General features: G+C 65.9%; 22 protein-coding genes. 10 read left to right on the forward strand and 12 right to left on the reverse strand.

Annotated features, from left to right (window positions below; genetic code table 11):
* The first annotated feature begins 18 nt into the window (after window positions 1-18).
* Window positions 19-1,524: a nucleobase:cation symporter-2 family protein gene (locus LFT49_RS17765; protein ID WP_237428946.1), complete on the forward strand. Its 1,506-nt coding sequence runs from the start codon at window positions 19-21 to the stop codon at window positions 1,522-1,524.
* Between the two features lie 104 nt (window positions 1,525-1,628).
* Here LFT49_RS17765 and LFT49_RS17770 read toward each other — a convergent pair whose 3' ends face one another.
* Window positions 1,629-2,384: an IclR family transcriptional regulator gene (locus LFT49_RS17770; protein WP_236799630.1), complete on the reverse strand. Its 756-nt coding sequence runs from the start codon at window positions 2,382-2,384 to the stop codon at window positions 1,629-1,631.
* A 220-nt stretch (window positions 2,385-2,604) separates the two neighbouring features.
* On the opposite strand from LFT49_RS17770, the gene LFT49_RS17775 reads away from it, so the two are divergent.
* Genes LFT49_RS17775 through LFT49_RS17790 form a run of 4 tightly spaced genes read left to right on the forward strand, consistent with a single transcriptional unit; the run spans window position 2,605 to window position 7,795 of the window.
* On the forward strand, window positions 2,605-4,056 hold the full coding sequence (locus LFT49_RS17775; RefSeq protein ID WP_236799631.1) for an NAD-dependent malic enzyme: 1,452 nt from the start codon (window positions 2,605-2,607) through the stop codon (window positions 4,054-4,056).
* 36 nt (window positions 4,057-4,092) lie between these two features.
* Complete coding sequence (gene aceB, locus LFT49_RS17780; RefSeq protein WP_236820481.1) at window positions 4,093-5,691, forward strand: malate synthase A; 1,599 nt, start codon at window positions 4,093-4,095, stop codon at window positions 5,689-5,691.
* A 1-nt stretch (window position 5,692) separates the two neighbouring features.
* Window positions 5,693-6,967 (forward strand): DUF6986 family protein, encoded by a 1,275-nt coding sequence (locus LFT49_RS17785; protein WP_237428947.1) that lies wholly within the window; start codon window positions 5,693-5,695, stop codon window positions 6,965-6,967.
* 15 nt (window positions 6,968-6,982) lie between these two features.
* Entirely contained in the window at window positions 6,983-7,795 is an 813-nt protein-coding gene (locus LFT49_RS17790) for a bifunctional allantoicase/(S)-ureidoglycine aminohydrolase (RefSeq protein WP_236799634.1), read from the forward strand.
* An 82-nt stretch (window positions 7,796-7,877) separates the two neighbouring features.
* On the opposite strand, the gene LFT49_RS17795 is transcribed toward LFT49_RS17790, so the two are convergent.
* Entirely contained in the window at window positions 7,878-9,059 is a 1,182-nt protein-coding gene (locus LFT49_RS17795) for a zinc-dependent alcohol dehydrogenase (protein WP_237428948.1), read from the reverse strand.
* A 198-nt stretch (window positions 9,060-9,257) separates the two neighbouring features.
* Here LFT49_RS17795 and LFT49_RS17800 point away from each other — a divergent pair, with 198 nt between their 5' ends.
* Window positions 9,258-9,506, forward strand: coding sequence for a hypothetical protein (locus LFT49_RS17800; RefSeq protein WP_236799636.1), 249 nt, complete (start codon window positions 9,258-9,260; stop codon window positions 9,504-9,506).
* A gap of 17 nt (window positions 9,507-9,523) precedes the next feature.
* Here the strand turns inward: LFT49_RS17800 and LFT49_RS17805 are convergent, their stop codons facing one another.
* From LFT49_RS17805 to LFT49_RS17815, 3 genes are all read right to left on the reverse strand, one after another.
* Entirely contained in the window at window positions 9,524-10,237 is a 714-nt protein-coding gene (locus LFT49_RS17805; protein WP_236799637.1) for an HAD family hydrolase, read from the reverse strand.
* Window positions 10,237-10,527, reverse strand: coding sequence for a hypothetical protein (locus LFT49_RS17810; protein WP_236799638.1), 291 nt, complete (start codon window positions 10,525-10,527; stop codon window positions 10,237-10,239). The genes LFT49_RS17805 and LFT49_RS17810 overlap by 1 nt, the downstream gene beginning before the upstream one ends.
* A gap of 114 nt (window positions 10,528-10,641) precedes the next feature.
* Complete coding sequence (locus LFT49_RS17815; protein WP_237428949.1) at window positions 10,642-12,450, reverse strand: glycoside hydrolase family 15 protein; 1,809 nt, start codon at window positions 12,448-12,450, stop codon at window positions 10,642-10,644.
* 64 nt (window positions 12,451-12,514) lie between these two features.
* Between LFT49_RS17815 and LFT49_RS17820 the strand changes: the two genes are divergently transcribed.
* The 3 genes from LFT49_RS17820 to LFT49_RS17830 all read left to right on the forward strand — a co-directional run bounded on the left by LFT49_RS17820 (window position 12,515) and on the right by LFT49_RS17830 (window position 15,480).
* Window positions 12,515-13,246 (forward strand): DUF72 domain-containing protein, encoded by a 732-nt coding sequence (locus LFT49_RS17820; RefSeq protein ID WP_236799640.1) that lies wholly within the window; start codon window positions 12,515-12,517, stop codon window positions 13,244-13,246.
* Window positions 13,247-13,282: 36 nt separating this feature from the next.
* Window positions 13,283-14,395 carry an App1 family protein gene (locus tag LFT49_RS17825; protein WP_236799641.1) on the forward strand — a complete coding sequence of 371 codons (1,113 nt, stop codon included), beginning with the start codon at window positions 13,283-13,285 and terminating at the stop codon, window positions 14,393-14,395.
* Between the two features lie 110 nt (window positions 14,396-14,505).
* Window positions 14,506-15,480, forward strand: a complete 975-nt coding sequence (locus tag LFT49_RS17830) for an IS481 family transposase (protein ID WP_237428856.1) — start codon at window positions 14,506-14,508, stop codon at window positions 15,478-15,480.
* A gap of 6 nt (window positions 15,481-15,486) precedes the next feature.
* Here the strand turns inward: LFT49_RS17830 and LFT49_RS17835 are convergent, their stop codons facing one another.
* The 4 genes from LFT49_RS17835 to LFT49_RS17850 form a co-directional block, all read right to left on the reverse strand.
* Window positions 15,487-17,049 carry a glycoside hydrolase family 1 protein gene (locus tag LFT49_RS17835; protein ID WP_236799642.1) on the reverse strand — a complete coding sequence of 521 codons (1,563 nt, stop codon included), beginning with the start codon at window positions 17,047-17,049 and terminating at the stop codon, window positions 15,487-15,489.
* A 97-nt stretch (window positions 17,050-17,146) separates the two neighbouring features.
* A complete protein-coding gene (locus LFT49_RS17840) occupies window positions 17,147-17,524 on the reverse strand; it encodes a hypothetical protein (protein WP_236799643.1) in 378 nt (125 codons plus the stop codon).
* 42 nt (window positions 17,525-17,566) lie between these two features.
* A complete protein-coding gene (locus LFT49_RS17845; protein WP_236799644.1) occupies window positions 17,567-17,956 on the reverse strand; it encodes a DnaJ domain-containing protein in 390 nt (129 codons plus the stop codon).
* 65 nt (window positions 17,957-18,021) lie between these two features.
* Window positions 18,022-18,447 carry an Hsp20/alpha crystallin family protein gene (locus LFT49_RS17850; protein ID WP_237430549.1) on the reverse strand — a complete coding sequence of 142 codons (426 nt, stop codon included), beginning with the start codon at window positions 18,445-18,447 and terminating at the stop codon, window positions 18,022-18,024.
* A 141-nt stretch (window positions 18,448-18,588) separates the two neighbouring features.
* Between LFT49_RS17850 and LFT49_RS17855 the strand changes: the two genes are divergently transcribed.
* On the forward strand, window positions 18,589-18,906 hold the full coding sequence (locus tag LFT49_RS17855; protein ID WP_236799645.1) for a MerR family transcriptional regulator: 318 nt from the start codon (window positions 18,589-18,591) through the stop codon (window positions 18,904-18,906).
* Between the two features lie 36 nt (window positions 18,907-18,942).
* On the opposite strand, the gene LFT49_RS17860 is transcribed toward LFT49_RS17855, so the two are convergent.
* The 3 genes from LFT49_RS17860 to LFT49_RS17870 form a co-directional block, all read right to left on the reverse strand.
* Window positions 18,943-19,740, reverse strand: a complete 798-nt coding sequence (locus LFT49_RS17860) for a phosphatase PAP2 family protein (protein WP_237428950.1) — start codon at window positions 19,738-19,740, stop codon at window positions 18,943-18,945.
* A 176-nt stretch (window positions 19,741-19,916) separates the two neighbouring features.
* On the reverse strand, window positions 19,917-21,887 hold the full coding sequence (locus LFT49_RS17865; protein WP_237428951.1) for a S8 family serine peptidase: 1,971 nt from the start codon (window positions 21,885-21,887) through the stop codon (window positions 19,917-19,919).
* Between the two features lie 38 nt (window positions 21,888-21,925).
* Window positions 21,926-22,792, reverse strand: coding sequence for an NAD-dependent epimerase/dehydratase family protein (locus tag LFT49_RS17870; protein ID WP_237428952.1), 867 nt, complete (start codon window positions 22,790-22,792; stop codon window positions 21,926-21,928).
* Between the last annotated feature and the right edge of the window lie 27 nt (window positions 22,793-22,819).

The following is a 22,819-nucleotide window of genomic DNA, read 5'->3' on the forward strand; positions in this document are numbered from 1 at the left end:
GAACCAAGAAAGTCTGCCATGAACACCAAGAAGAAACTCGCCGCCGCAGCCGCTGCAAAAGGCGCACGGCCGGCCCGCCCCGAGGACCAGCGGCTCCCAATTGGAAGCATGTTTGCCTACGGCTTCCAACACGTCCTGACCATGTACGGCGGCATCGTCGCCCCTCCCCTGATCATCGGCGCAGCCGCAGGGATGAACTCCCAGGACATCGGCCTGCTCATCGCGGCCTGCCTTTTCGTCGGCGGCCTGGCCACCATCCTGCAGACCGTCGGCGTCCCCTTCTTCGGTTCGCAGCTGCCGCTGGTCCAGGGCGTCTCCTTCGCGGGGGTCTCCACCATGGTGGCCATCGTCCACGGCGGCGGGGGAATCCAGGCCGTCTTCGGGTCGGTCATCGCGGCGTCCCTGATCGGTCTGTTGATCACTCCCCTGTTCTCGAAGATCATCCGCTTCTTCCCGCCAGTCGTTACCGGCACGGTGATCACCACCATCGGCCTGACCCTGATGCCGGTTGCCGCGAACTGGGCCATGGGCGGAAACAACAAGGCGCCCAACTACGGCAGCATGGCGAACATCGGGCTCGCCGCCGCCACCATGGGCATCGTCCTGCTCCTGAGCAAGGTGGGCAGCGCCGCCATTTCCCGGCTGTCCATCCTGCTGGCCATGGTCCTGGGCACGGTGATCGCAGTCGTCTTCGGCATGGCCGACTTCTCCAAGGTGGGCCAGGGCGAGATTGTCGCCTTCCCCACCCCCTTCGCCTTCGGACCGCCTACGTTCGAGGCAGCCGCCATCATCTCCATGCTGATCGTCATCCTGGTCACCCTCACCGAGACCTCTGCCGACATCATCGCCGTGGGCGAGATCGTGGGCACCAAGGTGGACTCGAAACGGATCGGCAACGGCCTGCGGGCGGACATGCTTTCCAGCGCAGTCTCCCCGCTCTTCAACTCCTTCACCCAAAGCGCCTTCGCCCAGAACGTGGGGCTGGTGGCCATCACGGGCGTCAAGAGCCGGTTCGTTGTCAGCGCCGGCGGCATCATCCTGGTGGTCCTTGGCCTGCTGCCCGTCCTTGGCCGGGTGGTGGCAGCGGTCCCCACGCCCGTCCTGGGCGGTGCCGGCGTAGTACTCTTCGGCACCGTCGCGGCCAGCGGCATCCGCACCCTGTCCAAGGTCGACTACAAAAACAACATGAACCTGATCGTGGTGGCCGCTTCCATCGGCTTCGGGATGATCCCCATCGCCGCGCCCACCTTCTACGACCAGTTCCCGTCCTGGTTCGGCACCATCTTCCACTCCGGCATAAGCTCCGCGGCCGTCATGGCCATCCTGCTGAACCTGCTGTTCAACCACCTCAAGGCCGGCAACTCTGATAACCAGTCCGTGTTCGTCGCCGGTACCGAACGCCTGGTACGCGCCGAGGACCTGCGCTGCCTGGCCGAGGGTGACCGGTTCGAGAACGGCAAGCTCATCGACTGCGACGGCAAGGAAGTACCGGTCCAGTCATCCGAGAAGGCATCAGAGCACTGAGTGACCAACGCGAGATGGCAGTTCACGGCAGTGTTCCCCAGGAACATTGCCGCGAACTGCCATCTCGCGGGTTAAGGACGACGGCGGGACGCCGCGTCGCTGCCTCAGGTGCGGTTGAGCTCGCGGGAGATGGCCTCGGCGGCCTCCCGCAGGATGGGCACAGCTTTGTCGGCGAAGTCTTCATCCACCCGGGATACCGGCCCGGAAACGGAAATCGCACTGGGCGTGGGGGCGTTGGGTACCGCCATGGCGAAGCAGCGGACGCCGAGTTCCTGTTCCTCCTCGTCGATGGAGTAGCCACGCTCGCGGATGAGCTTGAGGTCGGCCAGGAGTTCCTCCACGTCGCCGATGCTCTTGGCGGTGGGGGTGGGCATGCCGGCGCGGGCAACGATGCCGCGCACGGTGTCGTCGTCGAGCTGGGCCAGGATGGCCTTGCCCACGCCGGTGGCATGGGTATGGGCGCGGCGGCCCACTTCGGTGAACATGCGCATGGAGTGCAGCGATGGCACCTGGGCCACGTAGATCACCATGTCCGAGTCCAGCACGGCCATGTTGGAGGTCTCCCCCAGCCGGTCCACCAGCATCTTCAACTGGGGCTGGGCCAAGGCTCCGAGCTGCTTGTTCGCACCCTCGCCAAGGCGGATGAGCCGGGGGCCCAGCGCGTAGCGCCGGTTGGGCAGCTGGCGGATGTAGCCAAGCGACACCAGGGTGCGGAGCAGGCGGTGGATGGTGGGCAGCGGCAGGTCTGTCGAGGACGACAGCTCGCTGAGGGTGACGTCGCCGCCGGCATCGGTGATGAGCTCGAGCAGTTCGAAGACGCGCTCCACCGACTGCACCCCGCCAGAGGCTTTTTCTGCCATTCCGTTGTCTCCTATGGCTCGGAATCCGACAACTCTTATCCGCATCGTGAAAAGAGTTGCTTAGAACACCCAACATACAGCACGGCAAGCGCCACCGCGACGCGCAGGGACAGTCGCATTCGCAGGGCTTGTATTTCCATAAAGTAGATAATAATATCCATAATACGAAAATATTCGGATTAGAGTAGAAGCCCGACCAGGCCTAACAGGAGGACATTCAATGGCGAACCCCAGCCCCGGAAATTCGATCACCCTGCGCGTGGAAGCGCCTTCAAGCTTCAGCGCCACCAGCGAACTTGCCGCAGCCGTCGGAGCAGCCGGCGCGGCCATCACCGCACTGGACGTCACGGAGTCCCACCACGAAACCCTCGTCGTTGACGTCACCTGCAACACCACCGACGACGACCACGCCGCACGCGTCAAGGACGCCCTCAACGCGCTCGACGGCGTTACGGTCCAGCACGTCTCGGACCGCACCTTCCTGATGCACCTCGGCGGCAAGCTCGAGGTGGTCCCCAAGGTCCCGCTGCGCAACCGCGACGATCTCTCCCGTGCCTACACGCCGGGCGTCGCCCGCGTCTGCCTGGCCATCGCCGAGGACCCTGCCGCTGCCCGCAACCTGACGGTCAAGCGCAACACGGTGGCAGTGGTCACCGACGGCTCCGCGGTGCTGGGCCTGGGCAACATCGGTCCCGCAGCCGCGCTCCCGGTCATGGAAGGCAAAGCCGCACTCTTCAAGCAGTTTGCCAACGTGGACGCCTGGCCGGTCTGCCTGGACACCCAGGACACCGAGGAAATCATCCGCACGGTCAAGCTCCTGGCACCCGTCTTCGGCGGGGTGAACCTGGAGGACATCGCTGCTCCGCGCTGCTTCGAGATCGAGGCCCGCCTGCGCGAGGAACTGGACATCCCGGTCTTCCATGATGACCAGCACGGCACGGCCATCGTGACCCTGGCAGCCCTGGTCAACGCCCTGCGCGTAGTGGACAAGAAGATCGCGGACGTCAAGATCGTGGTGTCCGGCGTCGGCGCCGCCGGTTCTGCCATCATCCAGCTGCTCAAAGCCCAGGGCGCCCGGCACATCGTGGCCGCCGGCCGCTCCGGCGCCATCCACAAGGGCGAGACCTACAACGATCCCCACCGCACCTGGATCGCGGACAACACCAACCAGGAAGGCTTCGCCGGCAGCCTGCACGAGGCCCTGGCGGGTGCCGATGTCTTCATCGGCGTCTCCGCCCCGAACATCCTTGGCGAAGAGCACATTGCATCCATGGCCAAGGACGCCATCGTGTTCGCCATGGCCAACCCCACCCCCGAGGTGGACCCCGCCGTTGCCTCCCGGCACGCCGCCGTCGTGGCCACCGGCCGCAGCGACTTCCCCAACCAGATCAACAATGTCCTTGCCTTCCCCGGCCTCTTCCGCGGGCTCCTTGATGTCGGCGCAAGCGACATCACGCCGGAAATGCTGGTGGCTGCCGCCGAGGCAATCGCAAACCGCGTGAATGATAATGAGCTCAATGCGAGCTACATCATTCCGAGCATTTTCGACCCCCATGTGACCGCCGACGTCGCAGCGGCCGTAGCGGCCGCAGCCCAGGCCTCAAACGTTGCAACGGCCGCCGAATCGGCCGACTCTGCCAAGGAATCAGTGCCGGCACTCGCCTCCGCCTGACCCGCCCGACTTCCCAGCCCAAGGAAAGGACCAGAAATGGCCATCACCGTCACAGATCCCCGGCCGATCGACCGCGCGGAGGAGATCCTCACGCCCAAGGCACTGGCCTTCGTGGAAGAGCTCCACAACCGGTTCGCGGGTACCCGCAACGAGCTCCTGGCGGCCCGCGCCGTCAAGCGGCAGCGGGTAGCCGAGACCGGCAAGCTGGACTTCCTGCCGGAGACCAAGGACGTGCGCGACGGCGACTGGAAGGTTGCGCCGGCACCGGCGGCTTTGCAGGACCGCCGCGTGGAGATGACCGGACCCGCGTCGCCGGCAAAGATGGCCATCAACGCCCTGAACTCCGGCGCCAAGGTGTGGCTGGCGGACCTTGAGGACGCCAGCACGCCCACCTGGGCCAACGTCATCGACGCCATCCTGAACCTCCGCGACGCGGCCCAGGGTACCCTCAGCTTCACCTCGGAGGAAGGCAAGGAGTACCGCCTCCGAACCGACGCACCGCTCGCCGTCGTAGTGGCCCGCCCCCGCGGCTGGCACATGCAGGAAAAGCACCTGCTGATCAACGGTGAACCGGCCGTGGGCGCGCTGGTGGACTTTGGGCTGCATTTCTTCCACATCGCCAAACAGCTGGTGCTCAACGGACAGGGCCCGTACTACTACCTGCCCAAGATGGAGAGCCACCTCGAGGCGCGTCTGTGGAACGACGTGTTCGTGTTCGCGCAGGACTACCTGGGCCTGAACCAGGGCACCATCCGCGCCACCGTGCTGATCGAAACCATCCCGGCCGCCTTCGAGATGGACGAGATCCTGTACGAACTGCGGGACCACGCCTCCGGACTGAATGCCGGCCGCTGGGACTACCTGTTCAGCATCATCAAGTACTTCCGCGACGCCGGCGAGGAATTCGTCCTGCCGGACCGCGCGTCCGTGGTGATGACCGCCCCGTTCATGCGTGCCTACACCGAACTCCTGGTGAAGACCTGCCACAAGCGCGGCGCCTTCGCCATGGGCGGCATGGCAGCGGTCATCCCCAACCGGCGCCACCCGGAAGTCACCGCGGCAGCTTTCGAAAAGGTGCGTGCGGACAAGACCCGCGAGGCAAACGACGGCTTCGACGGTTCCTGGGTTGCCCACCCGGACCTGGTCCCCACCTGCCGCGAAGTCTTCGACTCCGTGCTGGGTGACAAGCCCAACCAGGTGGACAAGCAGCGGCCCGAGGTTTCCGTGACGGCGGAGCAGCTGCTGGACGTCCAGTCCGCCGACGGCCAGGTCACCGAGGCCGGACTGCGGCTGAACCTGTACGTAGCCGTCGCCTACACGGCGGTGTGGCTGTCCGGAAACGGCGCCGTGGCCATCCACAACCTGATGGAAGATGCCGCCACTGCGGAGATCTCCCGTTCCCAGGTGTGGCAGCAGATCCGCAACAAGTCCATCCTGGCCGACTCCGGCAACACCGTGACCAAGGAACTGGTGGAGCGGGTCCTGGGCGAGGAAACCGAGCGGCTCCGCACCGAGTTCGGCGACGAAGCGTTCCGCCGCTACTACCAGCCGGCCAGCGAACTGATCGCGGACATCTGCCTGTCCGATGACTACACGGACTTCCTGACCACCCCCGCCTACGAGCTGGTGGGCTGAGATGGCAACACCTAAACCCTCGCTCTCCGCAGGGGACCTGGCCGCCATCGACGGGCAACTTGCCGCCACGGACCGGTTGCTGGAGCAGAACTACCCGGGCGACGACGGCTCCCGCCAGCCCGTGCACACGGTGTACGTGCCGGCGGACCGGTTCACGCCGTCGTTCGCTGCCGACTGGGGCGCCCAGGCAGCCACGACGGTGGAAGCCCACGGCGGGTTCGAAAAGCTGGGCCGGCTCCTGGGCCAGGAAGCCAGCCTCGCCGAGGCAGTCGCCGGACGGGTTGCCGCAAAGCTGGCAGCCGAGCCGATCGAGGACCTGCGCCTGGACTTTGAGGACGGCTTTGGGGACAGGGGCGACGACGCCGAGGACGCCGCCGCGGTTGCCGCGGCTTCCACGGTGGCCCAGGCAGTCGCGGCGGGCTCCGCTCCGCCGTTCATCGGCATCCGGTTCAAGTGCTTTGAGGCCCCCACCCGGGCCCGCGGCCTGCGGACCCTGGACCTGTTTGTCTCCGGCCTGGCCACGGCCGGTGAACTCCCCGAAGGCCTGGTCCTGACCCTGCCCAAGGTCACCAGGGTGGCGCAGGTGAAGGCCATGGACTTTGCCGTGTCGCGGCTGGAGGAAGTCCACGGACTTCCCGCCGGCCGCCTCCGGTTCGAGGTGCAGGTGGAAACCCCGCAGCTGATCCTTGGCCCGGAAGGCACATCGCCGGTGGCGCAGCTGCCGCACGCCGTGCCCGGCCGGATCAGCGGCCTGCACTACGGCACCTACGACTACTCCGCGTCCCTGCAGATCTCCGCCGAATACCAGTCCATGGAGCACCCCGTGGCGGACTTCGCCAAGGAGGTCATGCAGCTGGCCGTGGCCGGCACGGGCATCCGGCTCTCCGATGGTTCCACCAACATCATCCCGGTGGGCGACAACGTGGAGAACGCCTGGCAGCTGCACGGCCGCCTGGTCCGCCGGTCGCTGGAGCGCGGCTATTACCAGGGCTGGGACCTGCATCCGGCCCAGCTGCCCAGCCGCTTCGCTGCCACCTACGCCTTCTACCGTGAAGGCCTCCCGGCCGCCGCGGCCCGCCTGCGCAACTACGTGGAGCGGACCGAAGGCGGCGTGATGGACGAGCCCGCCACCGCCCGCGCCCTTGCCGCCTTCGTGCTCCGCGGCGTCCAGTGCGGCGCTGTTGGTGGCGAGGAGGTCCAGGCGCTTGCCGGCGTCGGAATTCCGCAGCTCACCGCGCTGGCGCACCCGCGGCTGGCCACCACTTCCAACTCCTAAGCAAAGGACCCCTTCATGGGCAAGTACTACACCCCCACCGGCGGCCTGCCGCCGCAGACCCACCTCACCACCGAACGCGCCATCGTCACCGAGGCCTACACCGTCATCCCCAAGGGCGTGCTGACGGACATCGTCACCTCCAACCTGCCGGGCTTCGCCAACACCCGGTCGTGGATCATCGCCCGCCCCATCTCCGGCTTCGCCACCACGTTCTCGCAGCTGATCGTGGAGATCGGACCGGGCGGCGGGGCACCCCGCGCCGAATTCGAAGAAGGCGTGGAGGGCGTCATTTTCGTCACGCAGGGAACCGTCAACCTGACCCTTGACGGCGAACTGCACAAGCTCGAGGAAGGCGGCTACGCCTACCTGGCCGCCGGAGCGCAGTGGGGCCTGGAGAACGTCTCCGAGGATATCGTCTCCTTCCACTGGATCCGCAAGGCCTACGAGCGGCTCGAGGGATACGAGGCCAAGTCCTTTGTCACCAATGAAAAGGACGTGGAGCCGACCTCAATGCCGGACACCAATGACGTCTGGAAGACCACCCGCTTCACCGACTCGAGCGACCTGGCCCACGACATGCAAGTGAACATCGTGACGTTCCAGCCCGGCGGCGTCATCCCGTTCCCGGAAACGCACGTGATGGAGCATGGCCTGTTCGTCCTGGAGGGCAAGGCCATGTACCTGCTGAACAACGACTGGGTTGAGGTGGAGGCCGGCGACTTCATGTGGCTGCGCGCCTTCTGCCCGCAGGCCTGCTACGCCGGCGGCCCCGGCGAGTTCCGCTACCTGCTGTACAAGGACATGAACCGGCAGGTGAAGCTGACCTAGCCATTTGTGCGTTCGGGCAGCAGCAGGGGCCGTTATGGAATTCCATAACGGCCCCTGCTTTTTTAGTGCTGTTGGGGAACGCTTAGGCGCCCGGGTTGAGGACCACCTTGATGCAGCCGTCTTCCTTCTTCTGGAACTTCTCATACAGAGCGGGCGCGCCTTCCAGGCCCGCACGATGGGTGACCAGGTCCATCACACCCAGCGGATCGGCGTCGTCCTCCACAAGGGGAAGGATGGCGTCCGTCCAGTTCCGCACGTTGCACTGCCCCATGCGCACCTGCAGCTGCTTGTCGAACATGGTGAGCAGCGGCATGGGGCTGGCCGTGCCGCCGTACACACCGCTCAGGGACAGCGTGCCGCCTCGGCGCACAGCGTCGACCGAAGCGTGCAGCGCTGCCAGCCGGTCCACGCCGCCGGTCTCCATAGCCTTCTGGGCCAGCTTGTCCGGCAGGAGCCCCAGCGCCTGGTGGGCGAAGCCGGCCATAGGCGAGCCGTGGGCTTCCATTCCGACGGCGTCAACCACCGCGTCCGGGCCCCGGCCCCCGGTCATTTCGCGGAGTTCGTCGCCGATGGTCTTGCTCAAGTCCAGCGTTTCCACCCCGTGCCGCGCAGCCATCTCCCGGCGCTCCGGAACGGGGTCAATACCGATGACGCGGAACCCGAGGTGGACGCCGATCCGGCCGGCGAACTGGCCAACCGGGCCAAGGCCGAACACGGCCAAGGTACCGCCTGCCGGGACGTCGGCGTATTCCACTGCCTGCCAGGCGGTGGGCAGGATATCGGAGAGGAACAGGTAGCGTTCGTCCGGAAGCTCGTTGCCCACCTTGACCGGTCCGTAGTCGGCGTGCGGCACCCGCAGGTACTCGGCCTGGCCGCCGGGAACGGACCCGTACAGCTCTGAGTAGCCGAAGAGGGCGGCGCCGGATCCCTTTTCCTTGACCTGGGTTACCTCGCACTGGGACTGCAGCCCCAGCTTGCACATGTAGCAGGAGCCGCAGGAGATGTTGAAGGGAATCACCACGCGGTCGCCCTTGCGGAGGTTGGTGACGCCGCTGCCCACTTCTTCCACGATGCCCATCGGCTCGTGGCCAATGACGTCACCCTTGTGCATGTACGGGCCCAGGACCTCGTAGAGGTGCAGGTCCGAGCCGCAGATGGCGGTGGAGGTGATCCGTACGATTGCATCCGTCGGTTCCTGGATAACGGGATCAGGTACTTCTTCTACGCTTACCGACCGTTTTCCTTGCCACGTCAGTGCTTTCACAGTCTCCCTTTCGCTCTGCTTTGCCCGTGGAGGTCTCCTTGGGCGGGGCAGGGCACCCGGAGGCACCCTTTCTTCGACCGTATCGGTTTTGAGGGAAAAAAGTAAGCATGCTGACTAAAAGCTTGTAGCGGCCGTCCGCTGCTTCTAGCGTAGGGAGAGTCCCGGAACACCAAGAAGAGCACCCGAAAGAGGAACGCCATGTCGCTGTACCAGCCGGAACCGGTCGAGATCTCCACCCGCATGCGCCCTGGCGAATGGACGGAGGAAAGCCTGACGGAGCTGGTCAGCACCTACCGGAGGCGGGTAGAGGAGATGGGCGCGCCCGCGGCCGAGGTGGCCACGGACATCAAGCGGAACGATGACGGCTCGGTGGTGGTAGTGGTGTCCTGGCCGAAGCCGGCCATCGCGGGCGATGAGGATTCAGTGCCAGGCGGCCAGCCGCTGTGAACCGGTGCTAGCCGGTTTCAGGGATTCGGCTGCAGTGCAAGCAAGCGGCCGATGGCGCTGGAGGCAAGGTTCTCCAGTAGGTCGCGCGGCCCTTCATAAACCTCGACGGCGCCCGCCTCGCGCAGTTGCGCGGCCTGGATGCCCCCGCAGGTGACTCCTATGGCCGGGATCCCCAGGGCTCCGGCCGCCTTCATGTCCCACACGGCGTCGCCGACATAGACCGCGTGCGCCGCGTCCACGCCGGCAGATTCGAGGGCCGCCTCGAGGATGTCAGGCGCCGGCTTGCTTTCCTTCGCATCGTTGGCGCTGGTAGCGGCATCGATAAAGGCGTCTGCATCCAGGACGGACCGCATGACCTGCAGATCCCGCTCCCGGGCCGAGGAGGCAAGTGCCACGGCCAACCCGCCGGCATGGCACTGGCCCAACAATTCTTTGGCTCCGTCCAAGGGACGGAGCGAGGGCCAGTGCGAAGCGTACAGTGCACCGTGGCTGGCCATGATGTCCTCGTCCTCGTCACGGTCGCGGCCGGACGGCAGCAGGTTGTCCACCAAGCGGGCACCGCCCATGCCCACGAGCTGGTGGATGGCCGCCATGGACACATCGTGCCCGTATTGGCGGAAGGCACCCCACCAGGAGATGGTGTGGATGTAGGACGAGTCGATCAGGGTGCCGTCAACGTCAAAGAGGACCCCCCGGCGGACACCGTCAGGGGGTGTCGTGGACTCAGTCATCAGCCCACCGCTGCCCGTCGTACATCCGGCGCCTTTTTCCGCTTGGCCGCTTCATCCTTGGGGGAACTGACGGGCCGCACGCGGTCACGGATGACGGACCCGGCGCCGTCCAGGCTCTTGTCCCGAATGAGGCCGGTGCCGGCGATTTCGCGGGCCATGGCGACGCCTGCCACAGCTGCCCTTTTGGTTGGGAAGGTCACCGAGATGGCCATCAGGTTCCCGCTTCCGTCCATCATCCTGATCCGGTATCCACCGTCAGGGGCATCGACGAGCTCAAAAAATCCGGCCATAACAATCACTCCTCCATCAATCACGGCGCTGTGCTTGGGAGCACTCCATGAGGTGTTAGTAAGTATACTTATCTATCGCGCGAAGGAGAAGTTCCAGCCCTGGTCCGCGCCGCCTCAGCGCGAATCCGCCCTTGCAGATGGAAGAGGGATGTCACTGCGCCGAACGGTATCCTGATGTAGCTCCAGAGCGCTAGTCACAAGGGCGAAGTGGCTGAATGCCTGCGGTGTATTACCCAGCTGGCGGCCTGCCTTGACCGCCCATTCCTCACTCAGCAGCCCCACATCATTACGCAGTTCCAGCAGCCGTTCGAAGAGTTCACGCGATTCCTCATGGCGCCCGGCACCCAGGAGCGCCTCAACCATCCAGAACGAGCAGGCCAGGAAGACGCCCTCGTCGCCCGGAAGGCCGTCGTCGCTCTCTTGCGGTTTGTACCGCAGCACGAACCCGTCCTGGGTCAGCTCCCGTTGGATGGCCTCGATGGTGCCGATGACCTTGGGGTCGTCGTTGGGCAGGAATCCCACCCTGGGAATCAGCAGCAGGCTCGCATCCAGCTCGGGCCGGCCGTAGGACTGGACGAACGTATTGCGCTCGGCGTCAAAACCGTTGGCCATGATGTCCGCGCGGATCTGGTCCCGCAGCGCTTCCCAGCGCTCCACCGGACCCGGCAGGCCGGACTCGCGGACGCCCTTCACCATCCGGTCGGCCGCCACCCAGGCCATGACCTTGGAATGGGTAAAGTGCCGGCGGGGCCCCCGCATTTCCCAGAGCCCGTTGTCCGGCTGGTCCCAGATGGTTTCCAGGTGTTCCATCAGCGCGATCTGCACGTCCCAAGCCTCGTCGGTATGCTTCAGCAGCGAGTTCCGGGTCAGCGCCAGGCAGTCCAGGACCTCGCCCCACACGTCCAGCTGGAACTGCTCGGCCGCCGCGTTTCCGATCCGCACGGGAACCGAGTTCTCATAGCCCTTCAGCCAGGGCAGCTCCATTTCCGGCAGCCGCCGTTCACCGTGGATCCCGTACATGATCTGCAGGTCGGCGGGGTCGCCGGCAACCGCGCGGAGCAGCCAGTCCCGCCACGCGGCGGCCTCGGCGGTGTACCCCGCGGCCAGGAGCGCCTGCAGGGTCATGGCGGCATCCCGCAGCCAGCAGTAGCGGTAGTCCCAGTTGCGCTGGCCGCCGGGCTGCTCGGGAAGGGAGGTGGTGACCGCGGCTACGATGCCCCCGGTTGGGGCGTAGGTCAGTGCCTTGAGCGTAATCAGGGAGCGCACCACCGCGTCCTGGTATTTCCCCTCCACGGTGCATTGCGAGGACCAGCCCCGCCAGAATTCAAAGGTGCTCGCCAGGACGTCCTCGGCATCCACGGAGACGGGCCTGCCCACGTGGCTGGGCGCCCAGGTCAGTACGAACGGGACTTTGTCGCCGGCGTTCACGGTGAAGTCGCTGACGGTATGCATGTTTTCCCCGTGCAGGGGTGCGGGGGTCACGAGGTAGACGGCGTCCGGCCCCGCAATGGCGTGCAGCCCGCGCTTGTCCTTGCGGACCCACGGAATGATGTGGCCGTAGTCGAACCTCAGGATCAGCTCCCCGTGCATTTTGACGCTGCCGCTGACGCCTTCCACGATCCGGACGATGTCAGCCACGGAGTCGCGGGGCGGCATGAAGTCGGTAACGCGCACGGTTCCATCCGCCGTGTCCCACTCGGTGTCCAGGACCAGGCTGCCGTCCCGGTAGCTGCGGCGCGTGCAGGCACCTCCACCCACGGGCGCCAGCAGCCAGCGGCCCGCGTCCGGGGTGTCCAGCAGCGCGTTGAAGCACGCAGGGGAATCGAACCGCGGCAGGCAGAGCCAGTCGATCGAGCCGTCCTTGCTGATCAGGGCCCCGGTGTGAAGGTCGCCAACCACCGCATAATCCTCAATTCGCACCATGACAGTACCCTGCCACACAGAGTCCGCAATGGAAGGGGAAATGTCCGGGTGTAGCCTGAGGCAAATGGCAATCCACATTGGCACCTCCGGATGGAGTTACGACCACTGGGAGAACGTGCTGTACCCGCCCGGACTGCCCGTCCGGGACCGGCTCCAGTGCTACGTCTCCAGGTTCAGCACGGTTGAACTGAATGCCAGCTTTTACCGGTGGCCGCGGGACACCACTTTCGCTGGCTGGAACAGGCGCCTGCCGCCAGGGTTCAGCATGTCCGTCAAGGCTCCCCGCGGACTGACCCACGCCCGCAAGCTGTACTCCCCCGAAGTCTGGGTGGAGCGCATCGCCAGGTGCTGGCATGAGCTCGGGGACAAACGCGCCGTGCTCCTGGTCCAGCTGCCTCCGCAACTGGCGCGGGACGATGCGAGGCTGGACTATTTCCTGGCCGTGCTGCCGTCCTGGATCAGGGTTGCCGTTGAGTTCCGGCACCCCACCTGGGACTGCCCGGAGGTATTTGAGCTGCTGGAGCGCCACCAGGCGGCGTACTGCATCATGAGCGGCGCCAACCTGCCCTGCATCCTGCGCACCACTGCGCCATTCACGTACATCCGGCTGCACGGACCGGACCAGGAGCACCTGTACGGCGGCTCCTACTCAGACGCGGACATGCACTGGTGGGCGGACAGGATCCGGGAGTGGGACAGCGCCGGCGTCGACGTGTACGCCTACTTCAATAACGACGGCGGCGGGAACGCGGTGCGGAACGCCCAGACCCTGCGCGGGATCCTGGGCAACGGCTGATGCCTGCCCGGGGCCGGCCTGTGGCAGAGTGGTGCCATGGACACGGCTCCGCAGAACCCCGCCCATGACACGGCACGCCCGCCCCGGGACAACACCAAGGGCCGCGTTGCGCTTTCCGGAGGCCAGTTCTTCCGGCTGGCACACCGGCTGTCCGACGCTCTCAATGACGTCAGGATCCAGCTCGCCCAACGGTGGAAGTTCGTGCCGCAGACCATCGCCTACCAGGGTTACGGTTCCACCACCCGGGTGCGGGTGTTGGGGCGGGTGCTGCTGACGCAGAAGCCGCAGCCGGGCAGCAAGGCGGAGCACCAAGCGAAAAACGGCAACCAGAACGTCCGCGGCTGGCGCGCCTTCACCGGGGTGCCGCTGCAGTACAGCGACGTCGAAATCACCATCGGGGACGTGGTCACCCACGTCACGGCGGACCGGGGCGGGCTGATCGACACCGAGGTGGATGTCAAGCTCTCCCCCGGCTGGCACACCGCAGTGCTCCGCGCGGAGGGTACCGAGCCGGCAGAGGCACTGATCCAGGTGATCGCCCCCGGAGTGGAATTCGGCATCGTCTCCGACATCGACGACACCGTGATGGTCACAGCCCTGCCCCGGCCCTTCCTGGCGCTGTGGAATACCTTCGTGCTCAGCGAACGCGCCCGCATGGCCACCCCGGGCATGGCCGTGCTGCTGGACAGGCTGACCATCGAGCACCCTGAAGCCCCGATCATCTACCTGTCCACCGGGCCCTGGAACGCCGCCCCCACGCTGGCACGGTTCCTGACCCGCAACATGTACCCCAAGGGCGCGCTGCTGTTGACGGACTGGGGGCTCACCCAGGACCGCTGGTTCCGCAGCGGGCAGGACCACAAGCACCGGAACCTGGAGCGGCTGGCGCAGGAGTTTCCGGACATGCGGTGGCTCCTGATCGGCGACAACGGCCAGCACGACGAGGCCATCTACTCCGCCTTCGCGGCTGAGAACCCGGACAAGGTTGCGGCGATCGCCATTCGTCAACTGTCCGTCAGCGAGTCGGTCTTCGCCGGCGGCCACTCCGAAGACGGGGACCACAGCACCTCAAGGGTGCCCTGGATCTATTCCCCCGACGGCGCCGGCATCGCAAAGCAGCTCGCCATGCTGGACCTGCTCCGGGGCTGACACCCCCCGGTCCCTAGGTGTACTGAGTCAGGACGTTGGTTACATCGTGAATAGGTGAAGACCTCTTAGGTTGGTGGTTACCACACACAGCCAACGACTAAGAGGTCTTCATGTCCCACCGTAATGCCCGGCTGACTCCGAACGGTAGACGGATCATCATCGAGCGTATCCTTGCCGGCCGTCCCGTCGCCCACGTTGCCAAGGAGATGGGTATCTCCAGGACCTGCGCGCACCGTTGGATCAGCAGGTACCGGGCCCACGGCTGGGCCGGCCTCGAGGACCGCAGCTCCCGCCCAAGGTCGTGCCCGAACGCAACCTCAGCGGAAGTCGTTGCGGATGTTCTGACCCAGCGCGTCGAGCACCGCGAGGGACCTGCGGACCTGGCCTTGCGCTGCGGCACGAGCGCCCGGACGGTCTCCCGGATCCTGGCCCGCGCGGGCATGCCCAGACTGTGGGACCTGGACCCGGTGACCGGGGTACGGATTCGGGCATCCCGGGCGACCGACCGCCGCTACGAACGCGACGCTCCCGGGGACATGATCCACATCGACGTCAAGAAACTGGGCCGAATCCCGGATGGCGGGGGCTGGCGGGCAGACCCGAATCAGTCTGCCCGCAATCATTCAACAGGCCACTCAAGGGTCGGTTTTGACTACGTCCACGTGGCCGTGGATGACCACTCCCGCTTCGCCTACGCCGAGGTCCTGCCCGATGAGAAAGGCGCGACCTGCGCAGGATTCCTTACCCGGGCCGCGGCAGCCATGGCAGCCCACGGCGCACCCGTCAAAAGGGTCATGACCGATAATGCCTTCGCCTACCGGCTCTCGAAAGATTTCCAGGACGCACTGACTGCGCTGGGCGCCAAACACATCCTGATCAAACCCCGCCATCCCTGGCAGAACGGCAAAGCAGAACGCTTCAACCGCACCCTCCAGGAAGGCTGGGCCTACCGTCAACCCTTCACCTCAAACCAGGCCCGCACAGACGCTCTGCAGCCTTGGCTAGACTTCTACAACAACCACCGGCCCCACGGCAGCCTCGGAGGCAACCCACCGATCAGCAGGTGCAACCAACCTACTGACTGAGTACACCTAGGCGCTGGCCCCCAGCGCCGCGCCGTCGTCGGGCGCTTCGGTGCCCTCCACACCTTCCTCGACCAGAAGATCCGGGACCACCGCCTGGGCGATGGCCAGCTCCGCCGCTGCGGCGAGGTCGCGTTCCTCGATGAGTTCCTGGAACCAGAAGTAGGACGCCTTGGGGGTCCGCTCCAGCGTTTCGAAGTCCACGTGCAGGAGGCCGAACGGCTGGTTGTAGCCGGCGGACCACTCGAAGTTGTCCAGGAAGGACCACACGTAATAGCCGCGGAGATCCATGGACTCCGCCACGCCGCCGGGCGCCGTTGCGCGCAGCGCCGTTTCCAGGTGGTCGGAAAGGTACTTCAGCCGGCGTTCGTCCGGAATGAAGCGGGTGTTGGTGGACTTGTCCCGGACAATGATGTCCTCGAAGCTGGCGCCGCCTTCGGTGATGATCACCGGGGGCAGGTTGGGGTACCGCTCTGCCATTTCCTTCAGGGCAACCGCCATGTACTCCGGTTTGACCGGCCAGCCGTAGGCGGTGATGTCGGCTTCCGGCCAGGTCTCGACGTGGAACGGCGTTGCGCCGCTGCCCGTCGCGCTGAGGTCGCTGCCCATGGCCTCCGCCATGCTTGACGGAACGGTCCCGCCGCCCGGCCCGGCCGCCACCTTGGTGGGCATGTAGTAGTTGAGCCCGTAGAAGTCCAGGGGCTGGGAAATGATCTCCATGTCCTCTTCGGGGTGCTCAAAGGAGCTGAAGAACTTTGCGGCACGGATCAGGTCCGGGTACTTACCCGTGAGGACGGGGTCCGCGTAAAGCCGGTTTTGGCCCAGGTCCATGATCCCGGCGCTGATTTTGTCCAGCGGGTTGATCGAGTTCGGCACCATGGGTGAGTAGACGTTGGTCATGCCAATTTCGCCCGGCACCTTCGCCGCGCGCAGTGCCTGGACAGCCAGCCCATGGCCCAGCAGCTGGTGGTGGACGGTGGGGAAGGCGCCCAGTGCCAGCTCCTTGCCCGGCGAATGCAGCCCAAATGCATAGCCATTGGCACTAACCGTCGCCGGTTCGTTGATGGTGACCCAGCGGGCCACCCTGTCCCCGAACGCCTCGGCCAGGATGGCGGCGTATTCACCCAGGCGGTAGGCGGTGTCCCGGTTCATCCACCCGCCGGCTTCCTCCAGTTCCAAGGGTGTATCCCAGTGGTAGATGGTGGCCATCGGCGAGATGCCGCTGGCCAGGAGCTCATCCAGGAGCCGGTCGTAGAACGCCAGGCCGGCGCGGTTGGCGGGGCCGGTGCCGCCGGGCTGGATGCGCGGCCAGGAGAAGGAGAACCGGTAGGAGTCAACGCCCAGCTGCTTCAGGAGGGCCACATCCTGGGGCATCCGGTGGTAGTGGTCTGTGGCCACCACCGGGCTGTGGTCCTCCACGATTGCACCAGGCTTGGCTGCGAACCTGTCCCAGGCTGCTGGACCGCGTCCGTCCTCGTCCAGTGCCCCCTCGATCTGGAATGCTGCGGTGGCAACGCCAAGGGTGAACCCCGGGGGGATGAGTGCTGCGAGGTCCTTGGCGGAGATGTGCATTTGGGGTCCAGCCTTTTGGTCACGGTGGTCAGGGTACGTCCCAGAATGTCATAGCGGAGGGCGGCTGACGAGCAGCAACCCGCGCCCGGCACCGCTGCTACTGCGAACCGAAAAGGAACTCCTTGGCGTGCGCCACTGCTTTGCGGAACGCATCATTGCGCAGGGTCACGAGATGCTCGGTGTCGCCGTCGGATGGTTCCAGGTAACCGGTGTACCCGGGCCGGAGGACCCAGATGTCCCCGCCTGGCGGCAGGTAGAACACCCCGAACGAGCGCTGTTGCCGCTCGTCGGCGGTCCAGACCGGGACGACGGCAAGGGCGGCACCCGTGGCCGGGTTGATCCACTGTGCCCGGGGCAGCGGCTGTTCATGCGCCTCGGGGTCCAGGAAGGGCGCGGTGCCGGCGCCCCACCGTTGCTCAAAACGTTCATGGAACGCGGGGATCAGGTGTGAATCGTAGCGCCGCCACTCGCTCATGCGGTGTTCCGCCTCCTTGGAAAGTGTTTAAAGGTTGTGTGTTCAGGCCCAGGGTCCGCTTTCCCACCGCACCGGAGTGATGCGGATGACGGGCCCGGACGGTCCCCGGGTACTGCGGACTTTCCGGACGGGAATGATCGTGGGTGCCGGTGCCGCCAGCTTCCTGTCGTACGCGGCACGCCGTTCCGGGTCCCCCAGCACGTTGAACGCCTGCATGATCCGCAGGAGTTGGTCCCCCTGTCCAGGGTCCACGTTCTTCGCCGGTTTGTCCGCCTTCGATTGCGCGCCCCCGCCGCCATCGCCGTCAGCGCGGGCGCCGTCCATGTCCGGATGGTGGCTGCGCATCAGGGCGCGGTACGCGTGGGAGATGTCCTGCCGGGTGGCATCACGGCCCACCCCCAGGATGGCGTAGTAATCAGGGGGGTCAGTCATCCCAGCCTCCTCTTCAGCCCGTGCCCCTGCCGGGAAGGCAGGGGCACGGGCTGGAAAGCATGGACCTAGGTGCCAATCTGGTGCATCTCGCCCTGCTGGGTCTTGATCTCGATCTTGCGTGGCTTGGCCTGCTCAGCCATCGGAATCCGCAGGGTCAGGACGCCCTGGTCGTAGCTGGCCTTGATCTTCTCCGTGTCCAGGGTGTCGCCCAGGATCAGTTGGCGGCTGAACACACCGCGGGGACGCTCCGAGGCCACCAGCTCGACGTTGGGCTGTGTGGGGTCCTGGCGCTCCGCGCGGACGGTGAGGACATTCCGTTCAACGTTCAGGTCCAGCGAGTCCAGCTTCACGCCGGGAAGATCGAACGCCACCACGAATTCGCCGTCCTCCTGCCAGGCGTCCATGGGCATGGCAGCCGGGCGGGCGGTGGTTCCAAAGACCTGCTGCGTGAGCCGGTCCAGCTCACGGAGCGGGTCGGTACGCATCAACATCATTTCCCACTCCTTCAGCTTCCAGGTGTTGGATCTGTGGTTACCCACCTCCGCGTAATCTATGGTGGTGGATATAGATTTTTTATAGCACTGGTGGGAAACTGAAGCAAGACACCGGCTGGACCGATTTTGGGAGAAGAAATGGCAGGACCTGATGCAGGACGCAGCGCCCGCTCCCCCGGCTCAAGGGCGCTGTACGCGATCTCGGTGGCGGCCGAGCTTACGGGAACGGGACAGCAGAACATCAGGCTTTATGAAACAAAGGGGCTGCTGACACCGTCGCGGACTGCCGGCGGAACCCGCCAGTACAGCGAAGATGATATTGCCGTGCTGCTGCGGATTGGCGAGCTCCTCGAAGAAGGGCTGAACCTGGCGGGCGTTGCCAAGGTCCTGGAGCTGGAGGCAGCGAACGTTAAACTCCACCGCGCCCTGAAGCGCGCCCGTTCCCGGCCGCAGTGACCAGGCCCGGCAGTGGCCAGGCCCGGAGTGCAGATTTCACTCCCGGGAAGATTCTTCCTTTGACAGCTCTCCGGTGACAGGTTCCCCGGGGACGCGGGCGGTTCGCCAGGTATCCAGGGCGATGACGCCGCCCAGGATGAGCAGCGAGAGGGAGAACGAAGCAAGCGTGTCCGTGGGCCAGTGGTATCCGAGGTACAGGCGGCTGGCGATGGCCAGGACGATCCCGATCCCGGCGCCGATAAATCCGAAGACCGCAGCCCGCGGGTTCCTGTGGCGGGAGAAGATCAGGTAGGCACCCACCAGCAGGAAGTCACAGGCCCCCAGCACGTGCCCGGACGGGAACGAGAAGGTCTGGTCCGCACCGAACAGCATCTGGTCCACGGGTGGGCGCGAGCGCTGGACGATATGCAGGATGATCTGGGAGATGATCACCCCGGTCAGCATGGCCGCGGCCAGCAGGATGGGGCGCCAGGCATGTTTGGCCGCGAATCCCCAGATGAGGATCACCACCAGGATGATGATGGGCAGCGCGACGGGGCCGAAGAACACCGCCAGGAAGATCATGATGGCCGTCACTGCCGCTGAACGTGTCGTCAGGAGCCAGTCATGCACCGGGTGGTCGGCGAAGGAAAGTCCGTCGGCCTGTACAACGCTGACCAGCGTGGCAATGAAGAGGGCCAGCCCCACCACGGCCAGGACCACCGACGTCCGGTAGAGGCGGCGCCGGTCGGCAGGGTCGATATACCGCTCCTCCACCACGAACTTCTCATGGAAAGTACGCCACCGGCCGTTGCCATTTTCCCTGACTGCGGAACCTGCTGAATTATGTGCCAATGTGCTGCCCGTCCCTGCGCCCTGTTTTAGCCATGCCGAATAACGGCCATGGTAAATGCCTAGGCTGAAGATTATCCCGGTGAACCGCCATTCACTCCATCAGGGCTGGACACCACGGCGCCCGCCTTGGACACATGGTCCAGGGCGAGCGCCTCGGTGGTCCGGCAGGTTGGCGGCTAGAACGAGCCGGTGGTGAACTGCCAGCTGCGGGAGGCGAGCGGGTTCCCTGCCAGGTCCTGGATGCCGGTGGCGCCACCGGTCAGCGTCACGGTGTACCGGGTCTTGGCGGCCAATGCTGCCTGGGGATCGAGGATCCACTGGTTGGTGGTGCCGTTGCGGTAGACCGTTGCCTCCACCACCGCCCCGGTGGAAGCGTTCTTCAGGGTGAAGGTGGCCGTACCAACCCCCTGGACCGTCTCGCTGAACGTGGCACTGACGTTGCTGCTCCTGCGGACCAGGAGGGCATTGCTGCCAGGGCTGTAGCTGGTGACCGTGGGCGCGGGGCCCGTGGTGAACGTCCAGCTGGTAGTGGTCAGAGGCGTACCCGCGGCATCCCGGATGGCCGAGGTACCGCCCACCAGGGTTGCGGTGTAGGTGGCATCTGCGGCCAGGTTTGCGGCCGGGTCAAGGGTGGCCGTCCTGGTGGTGTCGTTGTAGCTGACGGCCGCGGTGATGCTGCTGCCGGCCGCGTTCCGCAGCACGAAGGTTCCAGCGGAAACGCCCTGCACCGAGGTGCTGAAGGTGGCCGTCACGTTGGTGTCAACTGCCACCGCCGCTGCCTTCCCGGCGGGCGATACGGACGTTACGGTTGGTGCAGGGGCGGGGGCAGGTGCCGGAGCAGCGGCGTCGGCACCCGTGAACAGCAGGCGGTTCGGGGTTCCGGTGGTGGCCCCGCTGATCACTCCGGGCGTGGCGTTGGAGACCAGGGCGGCCGCTACCCCCGCCGGCGTCAGGGCCGGGTTCTGGGACAACAGGAGGGCCGCAGCCCCGGTGGTGTGCGGGGATGCCATGGAGGTTCCGGACATGGATGCCGTGGCAGTGGTGGAGGTGTAGTAGTCGGAGGTGATGCCGACGCCGGGAGCGTAGAGGTCCACGCAGGATCCGAAGTTGGAGAACGACGCCTGTTTGTCGGCGGAGTCGCCGGCTGCCACCGTGACGGCCCCCGGAACCCTGGCGGGAGAGGTGGTGCAGGCGTCTGTGGCAGAGTTCCCGGCGGCAACCACGGTGGTGACGCCGTCGTCAAGGACGGCCTGGATGGCATTGTCCACCGTGCTGCTGGCGGCTCCGCCCAGGCTGAGGTTGGCCACGGCGGGGGTTCCTGCTGCGTGGTTGGCGGCGATCCAGTCCAGGCCCGCCACGACGTCGGAGTTGTATCCGGATCCGCTGCAGTCAAGCACCCTGACCGGCACCAGGGTGGCGCTCTTGGCCACGCCATAGGTGGAGCCTGCCACGGTTCCGGCCACGTGGGTGCCGTGTCCGTTGCAGTCGGTGGTTCCGTTGCCGTCCGCCACGGCGGTCCAGCCGGCGGCCACCCTGCCGCCGAAGTCGGTGTGTGAGGCCAGGATGCCGGTGTCCACCACGTAGGCGGTCACGCCGGCTCCGGCAGCGGTCCATGAGTAGGAACCCGAGAGAGGGAGCGCGCGCTGGTCGGCGCGGTCCAGGCCCCAAGGGGCGGGCTGCTCGGTCCCGGAGGCCTTGACGGGGGCATCGGGCTCCACGGACAGCACCTTTCCGGACTTGGCAAGGGCAGCCGCCTGGGCCGGGTTGGCGGTGACGACGGCGCCGCGGATGGCGTGCTCAAAGGTGCGGCCGACGGCGAGTCCCTGGCCGTGGAGTCCGGACACCTCCGCAGCGACATCGGTTCCGGGCGCGTACTGGACGATGTAGCGGCCGGTTGCGTTGCCGGCTCCGCCGGAACCGGCCGGGGAGGCAGGGGCGGCGACGGCTGGAAGGGACGCGGTGGAAAGCAGCGCCGCGAGGGCAGGCAGCAGGAAGGATCGGGTACGAATTTTGGGGTCCTCGTGGTGGCTGGGTGGCCGGTCCCTGGCTAGAGAATCCTCCCGCGGAACCGGACCAACGGTGGCTGTACCAAAAGGATAGGAGCCGGAAGCGCATGGCTTCCGGCTCCTTGGATGATCCTGTGCCAACCCTTCGGGATTCCTGCGGGCGGGCGATTTTGCTGGTTTTAGCCGGCGCTGTTGGTTGCCGGCACGTGGTTCCGCCAGCTGTGCTCGGGTTCGAAACCCAGCAGGCGCCGCGCCTTGTCGATGGACAGCATCGTTTCGTGCTCGCCCAGGTCCTTGGTGACTTTGACGCCGGGGAAGACCTCTGCCGCCAGGCTGGCGCTTGGCCGGCTCATGACGGTATCGGCATTGGCAATGATGAAGGCTTCGAATCCCGGTTTGGCGTTCTCCAGAGCCCGTGCCACGGCCTGTGCACCGTCCCTGCCGTCGATGTAGCCCCAGAGGTTCCACTTCCGCAGGGTTGCGTCCTCGTCGAAGGAGGGGAACCGTGCATAGTCGGCCTCATCCATCACATTGGAGAACCGCAGGCCCGTGATGCTCAGCTGAGGATCCCATCGGGTCATTTCCACGGCCATCTGCTCCTCCAGCCGCTTCACCAGGGAGTAGGTGCTTTCCGGCCGGGGCGGGTATTCCTCGTCCACCGGAATGTAGGGCGGGTCAATGTCGAAGGGCAGCCCCAGGACGGTCTCGCTGGAGGCATACACCACCTTTTTGATGCCTGCGCGGCGCGCGGCCTGGAACACGTTGTAGGTGGAGAGCATATTGTTTTCGAACGTTGCTGCGTCCGGAAGGATGCCGGGGGCGGGAATGGCACCCAGGTGCACCACGGCGTCGAACCCATCGTGCCGGTCATCAACGCCCAACAGCGCGTCCACCACCTGGCCATAGTTGCGTAGGTCCACCACCAGCAGGCCCGGGCTGCGGTCACCCGCGCGGTCCAGGGTAAGGACCTGGTGGCCGTCGTCGGTGAGCCGGCGCACCACGTGCCGCCCCAGCTTTCCGTTTCCGCCTGTAACGGCAATTCTCATCAGTGTTTCCTTCTGTTCGAGTGCTTC

The sequence above is a fragment of the Arthrobacter sp. FW306-06-A genome, from assembly GCF_021870055.1.
Classification (GTDB): domain Bacteria; phylum Actinomycetota; class Actinomycetes; order Actinomycetales; family Micrococcaceae; genus Arthrobacter.